Annotated in this window: 10 protein-coding genes and 1 pseudogene; 4 read left to right on the forward strand and 7 right to left on the reverse strand. The window is 55.1% G+C overall.

Annotation, left to right across the window (positions count from 1 at the left end):
• The first annotated feature begins 25 nt into the window (after nucleotides 1-25).
• Nucleotides 26-1,111 (forward strand): fimbrial major subunit SthE, encoded by a 1,086-nt coding sequence (gene sthE, locus ACLJR2_RS01335; RefSeq protein ID WP_001253775.1) that lies wholly within the window; start codon nucleotides 26-28, stop codon nucleotides 1,109-1,111.
• 57 nt (nucleotides 1,112-1,168) lie between these two features.
• Here sthE and creD read toward each other — a convergent pair whose 3' ends face one another.
• The 4 genes and pseudogenes from creD to creA form a co-directional block, all read right to left on the reverse strand.
• On the reverse strand, nucleotides 1,169-2,518 hold the full coding sequence (gene creD, locus ACLJR2_RS01340) for a cell envelope integrity protein CreD (protein WP_000920383.1): 1,350 nt from the start codon (nucleotides 2,516-2,518) through the stop codon (nucleotides 1,169-1,171).
• A gap of 57 nt (nucleotides 2,519-2,575) precedes the next feature.
• Nucleotides 2,576-3,995 (reverse strand): annotated as a pseudogene (gene creC, locus ACLJR2_RS01345) (two-component system sensor histidine kinase CreC).
• A complete protein-coding gene (gene creB / locus ACLJR2_RS01350) occupies nucleotides 3,995-4,684 on the reverse strand; it encodes a two-component system response regulator CreB (RefSeq protein ID WP_001187046.1) in 690 nt (229 codons plus the stop codon). The pseudogene creC and the gene creB overlap by 1 nt, the downstream one beginning before the upstream one ends.
• A gap of 12 nt (nucleotides 4,685-4,696) precedes the next feature.
• Complete coding sequence (gene creA, locus ACLJR2_RS01355) at nucleotides 4,697-5,170, reverse strand: protein CreA (RefSeq protein ID WP_000875811.1); 474 nt, start codon at nucleotides 5,168-5,170, stop codon at nucleotides 4,697-4,699.
• A 211-nt stretch (nucleotides 5,171-5,381) separates the two neighbouring features.
• Between creA and robA the strand changes: the two genes are divergently transcribed.
• On the forward strand, nucleotides 5,382-6,251 hold the full coding sequence (gene robA, locus ACLJR2_RS01360; protein ID WP_000371685.1) for an MDR efflux pump AcrAB transcriptional activator RobA: 870 nt from the start codon (nucleotides 5,382-5,384) through the stop codon (nucleotides 6,249-6,251).
• Here the strand turns inward: robA and gpmB are convergent.
• Nucleotides 6,248-6,895 (reverse strand): 2,3-diphosphoglycerate-dependent phosphoglycerate mutase GpmB, encoded by a 648-nt coding sequence (gene gpmB, locus ACLJR2_RS01365; RefSeq protein ID WP_000942363.1) that lies wholly within the window; start codon nucleotides 6,893-6,895, stop codon nucleotides 6,248-6,250. The two genes, robA and gpmB, sit on opposite strands and share 4 nt — an antisense overlap.
• Before the next feature lie 48 nt (nucleotides 6,896-6,943).
• Between gpmB and yjjX the strand changes: the two genes are divergently transcribed.
• On the forward strand, nucleotides 6,944-7,459 hold the full coding sequence (gene yjjX, locus ACLJR2_RS01370; protein WP_000554310.1) for an inosine/xanthosine triphosphatase: 516 nt from the start codon (nucleotides 6,944-6,946) through the stop codon (nucleotides 7,457-7,459).
• Nucleotides 7,460-7,560: 101 nt separating this feature from the next.
• Here yjjX and trpR read toward each other — a convergent pair whose 3' ends face one another.
• Nucleotides 7,561-7,887, reverse strand: coding sequence for a trp operon repressor (gene trpR, locus ACLJR2_RS01375; protein WP_000192003.1), 327 nt, complete (start codon nucleotides 7,885-7,887; stop codon nucleotides 7,561-7,563).
• Nucleotides 7,888-7,944: 57 nt separating this feature from the next.
• The gene (gene sltY, locus ACLJR2_RS01380) at nucleotides 7,945-9,882 is read right to left on the reverse strand and encodes a murein transglycosylase (RefSeq protein ID WP_000373271.1); all 1,938 of its coding nucleotides are present in this window, start codon (nucleotides 9,880-9,882) and stop codon (nucleotides 7,945-7,947) included.
• Nucleotides 9,883-10,090: 208 nt separating this feature from the next.
• Here sltY and ettA point away from each other — a divergent pair, with 208 nt between their 5' ends.
• Nucleotides 10,091-11,758, forward strand: coding sequence for an energy-dependent translational throttle protein EttA (gene ettA / locus ACLJR2_RS01385; protein WP_000046770.1), 1,668 nt, complete (start codon nucleotides 10,091-10,093; stop codon nucleotides 11,756-11,758).
• Nucleotides 11,759-11,776: the final 18 nt, after the last annotated feature.

Raw genomic sequence — 11,776 nt, forward strand, 5'->3', positions numbered from 1 at the left:
CCTGGTATAAAAGCAGGAATTTTTCATGAGAAGGTTATATCTGGCGCTTATTCTGCTATTCGCGTACTCCAGTCATGGTTACGCTTCCTGTAAACGTTCCGGTAATGAAGGCGCGATCACTATCACCCCGCCGTCGCAGCTTGTGGTGGATAGCCACGCCTATACCGCAGGCGAGGTGTTGTGGCAATCGGGCTGGGTTTCCACCTCCGAAGTCACAATGGATGGCTGTAGTCGCGATTATAAGGTCGGTTTTTTATATGAACCCGGTAGCGCGCAGTCAAATACATCAGCGACAATCAATGCGAATGACGGGAACAACACGCCGGTATTTAGCACCGGTATTTCCGGCGTGGGCATTGCGATTAAAACCCAAACGAATGCTGGCCCTTACGATAATGTCATGCCAATCGATAATACCTACCATAATGGCGATGGCAATAAAACACACCATGCGATGGCTCCCGCCTACAATGTTGAACTGGTCGCCTTAGGCGGTCCGATCACCTCCGGTACCGCGACATTCCAAAGTCCACTGGCGCGCGTATCTTTTCGCGATAGCGCAACGGAAGACTCCGGCGGCGATATCCTGACCCATCTGTATTTGGGGAATACGCAATTGATTATGAAAGCGATGGGATGTCGGGTAGAAACACCTGCCATCACCGTGGATTTAGGCAGCGTCAATTTAGGCAGTTTCGCTAACAGTCAAACCGCGGGCACAGGCGAGCAGGATATCTTATTGACCTGCGAACAAGGCACCGCTATCTCCGCATCGTTAAGCGCCCAACCGGCCAGCGGAAATAACCCTGATAATTCAGTCATCCAGTTGAGCAATGCAAGCGCGCCAACCAGCGCAACCGGCGTTGGCGTACAGTTGGGTATTCAGGCGCCGGACGCCGGTTTCTTTACCGACAGTTTGCCAATTAATCAAAAAATTGATCTCTTTACTCACACGATTACCACCAATGCCGATGGCAGCCAGACGGTTAACGGCGGAACCATGAATATGTCGACCACCCTGAAAATTAGCGCGCGCTACTATAAAACCGCCGCCACGGTGACTCCCGGCCAGGCGAATGCCACGGCAACATTAAACCTGACCTATAACTAACGGCATCACATTTTCTGGCGCTGCGCGGGAAAACGTTAACGCGCGCGCCCGTTAGATTTATTTCCACAAACGTAATTCGTCATCTTTTACTGGCGGTAATGACTTACGTTGCTGACAAGAGAGCGAATACCAGTCCAGATGGCGCGTCAGGAACATCACGCCGCCAAGCGCCAGTAGCAGAACGCCGGTACCCAGAAGCAACGAGCTATCTTCCGAACGCAGCAATCCCCACATCACGCCATCCAGCGCCAATAACGCCAGCGTAAACAGTACGCTATTGCGCCATCCTTTCAGCACCGCCTGCAAATAAACGCTATTCATCAACGCGCCCACCAGGCTTGCGGCGATCCAGGCTGGCGTGAAACCGATATGTTCCGACAGTGCCAGCAACAGCAGGTAGAACATCACCAGCGATAACCCCACCAGCAGATACTGCATCGGGTGTAACCGCTGCCCCGTCAGGGTTTCGAAGACAAAGAAAGCCATAAACGTTAGCGTAATCAACAAAATGGCATATTTCGTCGCTCTGTCCGTCAGTTGATACTGGTCGGCTGGCGTCGATACAGCGACGCTAAACGCTGGTAAGTTGTCCCAATCCACCTTTTGCGCATCAGCAAACTGTTCGCCGAGATTCGTGGCAAACCGGCTGGTTTGCCACTGGGCCTGAAATCCTGAACCGCTGATTTCGCGTTTACCGGGAAGAAAATCCCCCACAAAATTTGGGTGCGGCCAGTTGCTGGTCAGGGTCATTTCACTGCTACGCCCGACGGGAACCAGTGAAAAGCTGCCGGTTCCGCTTAAATTTAGCGACATCGCCAACGTCAGGTTGCGCGTCGCCCACTGACTGTCCGGCAGCGGGATATGAATGCCCTCTCTACTTTCCGGTAAGCCGGTCCCCGGTTCTACAGTAAGCGTTTCACCATTGACCTGCGGCGCTTTTACTGCGCTGATACCGCGCGCATCGCCGACGCCCACGACGATAAAGGGCTTTCCAAGGGTAATGTTCGGTCTGTTCAGCTCATGCAGACGGGCCACATCAAACTCCGCCTTTATCGCCATATCGGTATGCCACACCTGCCCCTGATAAATACCTATTTTTCGCGCTTCAACGTTTTGATTGCCTTCAACCAATAGCGACTCTGGCAGCCAAAAATAGAGATAGCTGCGCTTATACTGAACCTCTTTCTCCTCTTCCAGCACGGTATAGAGCTCTGTCACCGGAACCGCCACCAGCGGGCCGACAACCTTTTGCGGGCCGCTGGTACTCTGACGAATAGCGGCTTCTACATGGCTTCGATAATCAGCACGTTCCACGATGGTGTGCCGTACCATCATCAGGGGAATTAACAGCAGGATCATGGCGCCGCCTAACGTAATCATTTTCCACAACAGGGGGGATTTCAACATAGCGTTCTCCTTTGCAATGCCAGCAGTGTAAGAACGCGATGTGGGGAGAATTTGAAGTTATGTGAAGTGACGGTGAAGTGTCAACGAGGCCAGCACGCCGCCTTCGGGGCGGTTGCACAACGTCACCTCACCGTTGAGGAGCCGCGCCGCCTCGCTGACAAACGCCAGCCCAAGCCCGCTGCTTTTACGTCCGTTTTCACGGGGCAACGAATAGAATCGGTCGAAAATGCGCGGCAGCGCAAAATCAGGAATACCACAGCCGGAATCCGTCACCTGCAGGATCGCTTTCTCTCCCATCGGTTGAGCGCTTAATGTGATAACGCCATTTTCAGGCGTAAAGTCGATGGCATTGTCCAACACATTGCCCAGCGCCTGCGCCAGAAGCTCCGCGTCGGCGACGACAACCAGCGAGGAAGGCCGTAGAGTAAGGGTGATCTTTTTTGCCGCCAACTGAATACTGCGTGCCTCGCTAAGCTGCGTAAATAGCTCATCAACAGCAACCGGCGCGAGAGGGATATCCTGCCGGTTTTCCAGCCGCGCCTGGCGCAGCAGGGTTTCTACCAGCGCCTGCATTCGCGTATTTTGCGCCAGTATATTCTCTGTAAAGCGGGTAACCACATCCGCGGGCGGTCCTTCACGCAGAATCTCCGCCGCGCCGCGTATCGCCGCCAGCGGACTTTTCAGCTCATGAGTCAACGCATACACGTACTGCTCAATCTCATTCTTGCCTTCCAGCTTAATGCGCATACTCTCCAGCGCCTGCGCCAGTTTACGCAGCTCGCTGCTGCCTAATGCAGGTAACGCAAGCGGGCGGTTTTCGGTGACGGAATCCGCATAGCGCGTCAACCGGGCGATGGAGCGGTTAATCCACCAGACCATCCCCGATCGCCAGCGCAATTCCCAGTAAAACGGCGCTGGCCCACAGAATGCGCCGTTCGCTGCGCTTAATCACCGGCGCCATTGCCGCATTCGGTTTACCGACAGACAGGACGCCGATAATCCGTCCATCGCTGATTATCGGCGCGGCTACGTACATCACGGTGCTATTGGGATCGGCAGCATCTTTTGCCGTGCTGCGGGCGCCATACTGTCCGCGCAGCGTAAGCCAGACGTCATTCCAGCGAGAATAATCCTGCCCCACCGCTTTGTTTTCCGAATCAAACAACACCTTACCCTGCGCATCCGTCATGTAGACATGGTATTCATTGCGCACTTTGACGATCCCGCTGATATTGGCGCGAAACGGGCGATGTTGCAGCTGGGCGAATGCCTTCGCCAACTGGCCGTCAGTCGGGTTGCCGGAGAGAAGATCGTCGCGGGCCAGCGCCGCCAGCAGCGTTGCGGTGTCAATCAGCGTCCCTTCCGTCGCGCGGCGGACGCCCGGCTTTATCTCCTGAACGAAGATAGACAGCACAAACACGGCGGCGACGGCGACAATAAGAAAGTAGCCCAGCAGCAAACGCATTCCGATGCGCATCAGACGCTCCTCAGGCTGTATCCCATCCCACGATGCGTGTTAATTGGCGAGAGATCCGGGTTGATCGCGCGTAGCTTAGCGCGCAGGGTTTTGATGTGTGTATCGACCGTCCGATCGAAGGTCTCCTGGGCATCAGACCAGACAATATCCATCAATTGCTGGCGCGAGTACACGCGCTCCGGCGACAGCAGCAGGGTTTTAAGGAGCAGAAACTCATAACGCGTCAGCGAGAGCGGCGTACCAAACCAGGCGATCTGCGCCGCCGGCTCATTGAGTTCAAAATGTCCGGTACGCACCACCGGCGACGGCGCAGCAAACTTTTTCACCCGGCGCAGCAGCGTGCGCACGCGGGCGCTCACTTCGCGCGGCGAGAACGGCTTGGCGACATAATCATCTGCGCCAATCTCCAGACCAAGCAATCGATCCACTTCATCGCTACGGGCAGTCAGGAAAAGAATCGGCAGCGCAGGATGGCGTTCCAGCAACTGCCGACACAGCTCAAAGCCGCTGATATCCGGCAGTCCCACATCGAGAATCACCGCATCCGGCCGTTGCTGACGCGCTTTTTCCAGCGCGGGCAGCCCACGAGCGAATAGCTCAACGGTAAACCCTTCCAGTTGCAGGGTGTAGATGAGCGTATCGGCGATTCCCTGTTCATCCTCGACTAACCAGACCTGCGGTTGCTGCATACTCTTTCCCTGTTATTGTCGCCACGGCATGACCGGCACCGCGCTGATGGCGTTCTTCGGCGACCCGTCGACCACTTTGTCGGAATAGGCCAGATACGCCAGCGTGTTGCGTTTCTCATCATAGAAACGCACGACCTGCAATGACTTAAATATCAATGAGGTGCGTTTTTTGAAAACCACCTCTCCCTGCGCCTTGCCGTTCTTAATTTTGTCGCTCAGTTCAATAGGCCCGACCTGCTGACAAGAGATGGCGGCGTCAGACGTATCTTCCGCCAGCCCCAATCCGCCTTTTATGCCGCCCGTTTTCGCCCGGCTAACATAGCACGTCACGTTTTTGACATCAGGATCGTCAAAAGCTTCCACCACGATTTTATGGTCAGGACCGAACATTTTAAATACCGTATCGACTGAACCAATTTGTTCCGCGCGGGCGCTCTGCCCCAGCAGCAACAAAATTGAGAAAAGTACTAAGCTCTTGTATTTCATATTGTTACCATTCATAAAAGTTACATTGCGTAATTATTAGACATTCTAAAATAAAATGGTTATAGATCACAGGATTAGAATAATTACCTGTCACGTTGCTTAAAAAAAGCATTTAAGCTCAAAAAAAACACTGAATGCTAAAAGAACAAAAAATGCTATTATCCTCTTACCTGATATCGGGTGCTCGTTGTTGAAAGGATGGGGATATTTTATGGATCAGGCTGGCATAATTCGCGACCTGTTAATCTGGCTGGAAGGTCATCTGGATCAGCCGCTGTCACTTGACAATGTGGCGGCAAAAGCAGGCTATTCCAAGTGGCACCTGCAGAGAATGTTTAAGGACGTGACGGGCCACGCCATTGGCGCTTACATCCGCGCCCGTCGTTTATCGAAATCAGCAGTGGCGCTGCGTTTGACCGCGCGTCCAATTCTGGATATTGCTCTTCAGTACCGCTTCGATTCTCAGCAAACCTTTACGCGCGCCTTTAAGAAACAGTTTTCCCAGACGCCAGCGCTGTATCGTCGCTCCTCGGAATGGAGCGCCTTTGGCATTCGCCCGCCATTACGGCTGGGCGAGTTTACCGTGCCGGAACATCAGTTCGTTACGCTGGAAGATACGCCGCTCCTTGGCGTCACGCAGAGCTATTCCTGCTCGCTGGAACAGATTTCCGACTTCCGCCACGAAATGCGCGTGCAATTCTGGCATGATTTCCTCGGTCATTCGCCAACTATTCCGCCAGTGCTTTATGGGCTTAATGAAACGCGCCCCAGCATGGAGAAAGACGATGAGCAGGAAGTATTCTATACCACCGCACTGCCGCAAGAGCAGGCCGATGGCTATGTTCAGTCGGCGCATCCCGTGCTGTTGCAGGGCGGTGAATACGTCATGTTCACCTATGAAGGGTTAGGAACCGGCGTGCAGGATTTTATCCTGACCGTTTACGGCACCTGTATGCCAATGCTGAATCTGACCCGTCGTAAAGGACAGGATATAGAGCGATACTACCCGTCAGAAGATACCAAAACCGGCGATCGCCCTATCAACCTGCGCTGCGAATTTCTGATCCCGATTCGCCGTTAACGCTGTAGCTCATCCAATGCAGGGGCGTCCAGATGCGAAACGTCCCCTGCGGTTTCTACCACCCACCCAGACGCCAGCCACTGGCTTTCCTGGTAATCGATGCGGGAAATAGAGCAGTTGCGCAAACGTAACCGGCGTTCCGCCCAGGCGGGTAGTCCCAGTATAGTACTGACCAGACAGCCCAACGCGATACCGTGACTGACCAATAAAGGTCGGCTGCCCTGCGGTAGCTCCAGACAGGACGCCAGCGCGGCATGAACGCGATCGCTCAACTCCTGCATCGATTCTCCGCCGGGAATGCGGCCATCCTGCGTGCCGTTGACTAACTGACGACGCCAGCCCTCTTCTTCTTCCGTCAGCGAATCGATCTGGCGCTTTTCCAGCACGCCCATATCCAGCTCGCGCAGGCGGGAGTCAAAGGTGATATCACACCCGCACGCCTGGGCGATAATCTCCGCCGTGCGTTTTGTGCGGCCTAAATCGCTGCTGATGATATGGGTGATGCCGAGGCTGCGGGCGCGTTCTCCTACCTGCATGGCCTGCTGCTCGCCTTTTGCTGTCAGGGGACTGTCCGATTGGCCCTGAATACGTCGCTCGGCGTTCCACTGCGTTTCACCGTGGCGAACAAGGTATACCTGTAACATGTTTTTTTTCCGTTATACTGCGATAAATTTTTAAAACTGAGCTTAATTATGCACCAGGTTATCTCTGCGACCACCAATCCTGCCAAAATTCAGGCAATTCTACAGGCATTTGAAGAGATTTTCGGCGAAGGATCGTGCCATATTACGCCCGTCGCCGTCGAGAGCGGCGTACCGGAGCAGCCCTTCGGAAGCGAGGAAACGCGTGCTGGCGCACGAAATCGCGTGGATAATGCGCGACGCCTGCATCCACAAGCTGATTTCTGGGTAGCCATTGAAGCCGGAATTGACGATGACGCCACCTTCAGTTGGGTGGTGATTGATAACGGCGTTCAGCGCGGTGAAGCGCGATCGGCCACGCTGCCGCTGCCCGCCGTCATTCTCGACAGAGTCCGCCAGGGAGAAGCGCTTGGCCCGGTGATGTCCCACTATACCGGTATTGACGAGATTGGTCGCAAAGAGGGCGCCATTGGCGTATTTACCGCCGGAAAATTAACGCGCTCCAGCGTTTACTACCAGGCGGTGATCCTGGCGCTCAGCCCGTTTCATAACGCGGTGTATCGATAATTATTTGCGCTATGTTGTAGGCCTGATAAGCACAGCGCCATCAGGCATTTCGCGGCGATGTTGCCGGATGGCCGCTTCGCCTTATCCGGCCTACGAGCAAATCAGGCGTTTTTCAGCAGTACGTTCTCAAGCCAATGACGCAGTTCAACCGGCGCGGATTTCAGGCTGTTTGACCCGCGCGTGATGGTGGCGATGCCCGCCCCCAGCTCGGTTTTCAACTCGCGCTGGCTCATTTCGCCACGCAACAACTCCTCAATAATGCGCACGCGCGTTCCCAGCGCTTCACGCTCGTCCGGCGTAAGCATCAGTTGTAATAAAGGCAGATGCAGATCCTCTGCATATGCCTGACGGAGTAACTCCACAAAACGAAGCCACTCCTGATTACGTTGTTCGGCGATAGCCGATGAATAAGGGGAATGCTGGGTCATGTTATACCGCCGTTTGTACTGTTACACGAGTACAAATGATAACATAACCCGTCTGCATTAATACCGTTGCTGCCACTCAGAGTCGCTCATTAAGGCCTCTTTCTGCCCCATAAAGTGGCGATAGTAAGCGTCATAGGCCAGAACGTTTTTCACGTAGCCGCGCGTTTCCGAAAAGGGAATGCTTTCGACAAACGCTACGGCATCGATACGCCCGGCGCTATTGCCAAGCCAGGTGCGCACGCGCCCCGGCCCGGCGTTATACGCCGCCGAGGCGAAAATACGGTTATTACCAAACTGCTGATAGACATACTGCAAATAGCTGGTGCCAATGTTGATGTTGGTCTCCGGCTCCAGCAGTTGGCCGGGGCCGCGGTAGTCCGGAATCGAAAACATTTTCACCGTATGGGTGGCCGTTCCCGGCATAATCTGCATTAAGCCGCTGGCCCCTACCGGCGATTTTACTTTCGGGTTCCAGGCGCTCTCCTGGCGGGCAATCGCCATGGCATAGCTTTGTGAGATATCTTTTCCGCGGGTATAGCGGGTAAAAAGATCGTTATACGCCAGCGGGAAACGCTCCTCCAGATGATCCCACAGTTTTCCGGCGATCGTCGCCTGTACGCTCAGATCCCACCAGTGCTGGTTAAACGCATAGCGCGCCAGCTGCGCCTGTTCAGATTTACTACGGCTTTTTACCAGATTCGCCCATTCGCTGCGCGCCGTGTTATCCAGGTTCCAGTACATCAGCTCCCGTACACGCGCCATCTCCGGCCCCTGCGTCAACGCGCTGTTTACGTTGGCGGGCGCTTTATCGATTTTAAGCGTGTACTCTTCGCCTAAACGCTGCGCCGCGACCATCGGATAAAAACCGCGCTTCTGCATTAAAGCATGAAGGATCTCTTTCGCTTCGGCGTCACGACCGCGCTCCAGCAATAAATCCGCCTGCCAGTAACGCCACTCGTCTTTCTCTTTCGCCTCCATTGGCAGTCGGGCAAGCCAGGTATTGAGACCGCGACGATCGCCCATCCCCAGCGCCATACGCACGCGCCGCTCGATAAGCGACGTCGATTGCGAGCGCATAATCGCGTCATCGCGCCATTTCGCTTGCGCATCGGTCACATCGTTGCCCATCAGTCGCCATGCAACGATATCGCGCAGCGCCTGCGTTTGTTCCTCATTAAGTTTCTGCGCCTGTACCAGCGAGGGGATCATCAGACGCGCATTTTCCGCGTCCTGGCGGGCGACGCTGGCAAACGCGACTTCCGCCATCTGGCGGGTAAAATCGGTGGCGCCGGTGGTGCGTGCGAAGGTCAACACGTTATTAGGGTCATTAGCCAGGGTAATGATCGCTGAGGCGATCGTTTGATATTCCGCCGGCATCTGTCCGGCCAGCACCGTAACCAACCCCGTATTCCCGGCTTTCATCGCCAGCCGAATACGTTCCAGATACGCCAGCGGGTCTTGCTTGCCGGAGGCCCGCCAAACGCTGAAAAGTTTATCGCAGGCATTCGGCTGACTTTTGCCGGTCAGCCAAAGGTCTTTCGCGCCCTGCCAGGCCGCTTCCGTTTGCCCGGTACTCCATTTCGCGTAGTAATAGTTACATTGCGCTTCCGTGGTGCCGGGTTTCTCCGGGCTAAACGCCAGCAAGCCGCGCCAGTCTTCACGACGCGCCAGCTCATTGACGAAGCGTGATTGCAGCGTACGCGCAGGCGGAAGCGTAGGATTGGCGCGCACAAACTGCGTGACAGCAATCGCCGGTTGGTTCATCAAATCGTCGGTGATCTTACGGTATTCCAGATACGGGTAGAGCGGATAATCTTTCAGGCCCGGCATCATCTGCTCTACCACATCCATCTGGCGGTTGTCCCAGGCCTGCTTAATCTGCGCATAGCGGTTACGCTGCTCTTCCAGTGAGTCGGCCCGCGCGAGGTGACAAAAGGTCAGCAGGCATACGCTGGCGGCGACGAGACGCCAGACAAATGGTTTGGCTCTATCCACAAGCTCTTCCTCAATTGTTATCCAATGCAGCATCATGCCGCGTAATGAATTTATGCTAACCAGTCATAGCCATTTGCGCCACGTTACGGACACTTTTTTACTTTTATTGCGAGTGCGATCTGCTGGCTGGGCTTAGGCAGGGAAAAAGGCTACACTTCGCCTTTGAAATCTATTCACCATCACGATAAACATAGAGGCGAAGTCCAACGTGGCTCAATTCGTTTATACCATGCATCGTGTCGGCAAAGTGGTTCCGCCGAAACGTCATATTCTGAAAAACATCTCGCTGAGCTTCTTCCCTGGCGCCAAAATCGGCGTGCTGGGCCTTAACGGCGCCGGTAAGTCTACCCTGCTGCGCATCATGGCGGGTCTCGATAAAGATATCGAGGGCGAAGCGCGCCCGCAGCCCGGCATTAAGATTGGCTACCTGCCGCAGGAACCTCAGCTAAACCCGGAACACACGGTACGCGAGTCGATTGAAGAGGCCGTTTCGGAAGTGGTTAACGCCCTCAAACGTCTGGATGAAGTGTACGCGCTGTATGCCGATCCGGATGCCGACTTCGACAAGCTGGCCGCAGAGCAGGGCCGACTTGAAGAGATTATCCAGGCGCACGACGGTCATAATCTGAACGTGCAGCTTGAGCGCGCTGCTGACGCTCTGCGTCTGCCGGACTGGGATGCCAAAGTCGAAAAACTGTCCGGCGGCGAGCGCCGTCGCGTGGCGCTGTGCCGTCTGTTGCTGGAAAAGCCGGACATGCTGCTGCTCGACGAACCCACCAACCACCTGGATGCCGAATCTGTTGCGTGGCTGGAACGTTTCCTGCACGACTTCGAAGGCACCGTCGTGGCGATTACCCACGACCGTTACTTCCTCGATAACGTTGCCGGTTGGATTCTGGAACTTGACCGCGGCGAAGGTATTCCGTGGGAAGGCAACTACTCCTCCTGGCTGGAGCAGAAAGATCAGCGTCTGGCGCAGGAAGCGTCTGCCGAAGCGGCGCGCCGTAAATCCATTGAGAAAGAGCTGGAGTGGGTGCGTCAGGGCGCGAAAGGCCGTCAGTCGAAAGGTAAGGCGCGTCTGGCTCGCTTTGAAGAACTGAACAGCGTTGAGTATCAGAAACGTAACGAAACCAACGAACTGTTTATTCCACCAGGACCGCGTCTGGGCGACAAAGTCATTGAAGTCAGCAACCTGCGTAAATCCTACGGCGACCGCGTACTGATCGACGACCTGAGCTTCTCGGTGCCGAAAGGCGCTATCGTCGGGATCATCGGGCCAAACGGCGCGGGTAAATCGACCCTGTTCCGCATGATGTCCGGTCAGGAGCAGCCTGATAGCGGCACCATTACGCTGGGTGAAACCGTCAAGCTGGCCTCGGTCGATCAGTTCCGCGACGCGATGGACAACAGCAAAACCGTCTGGGAAGAAGTGTCCGGCGGGCTGGATATCATGAAGATCGGCAACACTGAAATGCCAAGCCGCGCCTATGTAGGCCGCTTCAACTTCAAAGGCGTCGATCAGGGCAAACGCGTTGGCGAACTGTCCGGCGGTGAGCGCGGTCGTTTGCATCTGGCGAAGCTGCTGCAGGTGGGCGGCAACGTCCTGCTGCTCGACGAACCGACGAACGACCTGGATATCGAAACCCTGCGCGCGCTGGAAAACGCCCTGCTGGAGTTCCCTGGCTGCGCGATGGTTATCTCGCACGACCGTTGGTTCCTTGACCGTATCGCCACCCACATACTGGATTATCAGGATGAAGGTAAGGTGGAATTCTTCGAAGGCAACTTTACCGAATACGAAGAGTACAAGAAACGCACGCTGGGCGCCGAGGCGCTGGAGCCGAAGCGTATCAAGTACAAGCGTATTGCCAAATAAATGTCTGAATGCCGGGTG

Source organism: Salmonella sp. SAL03688 (genome assembly GCF_046551895.1).
Classification (GTDB): Bacteria; Pseudomonadota; Gammaproteobacteria; order Enterobacterales; family Enterobacteriaceae; genus Salmonella; species Salmonella enterica.

Excerpts from the sequence above, each read along its gene's own strand:
- sthE (WP_001253775.1), top strand. The coding sequence starts at position 26 with ATGAGAAGGTTATATCTGGCGCTTATTCTGCTATTCGCGTACTCCAGT.
- creD (WP_000920383.1), bottom strand. The coding sequence starts at position 2,518 with ATGTTGAAATCCCCCCTGTTGTGGAAAATGATTACGTTAGGCGGCGCC.
- creB (WP_001187046.1), bottom strand. The coding sequence starts at position 4,684 with ATGCAGCAACCGCAGGTCTGGTTAGTCGAGGATGAACAGGGAATCGCC.
- creA (WP_000875811.1), bottom strand. The coding sequence starts at position 5,170 with ATGAAATACAAGAGCTTAGTACTTTTCTCAATTTTGTTGCTGCTGGGG.
- robA (WP_000371685.1), top strand. The coding sequence starts at position 5,382 with ATGGATCAGGCTGGCATAATTCGCGACCTGTTAATCTGGCTGGAAGGT.
- gpmB (WP_000942363.1), bottom strand. The coding sequence starts at position 6,895 with ATGTTACAGGTATACCTTGTTCGCCACGGTGAAACGCAGTGGAACGCC.
- yjjX (WP_000554310.1), top strand. The coding sequence starts at position 6,944 with ATGCACCAGGTTATCTCTGCGACCACCAATCCTGCCAAAATTCAGGCA.
- trpR (WP_000192003.1), bottom strand. The coding sequence starts at position 7,887 with ATGACCCAGCATTCCCCTTATTCATCGGCTATCGCCGAACAACGTAAT.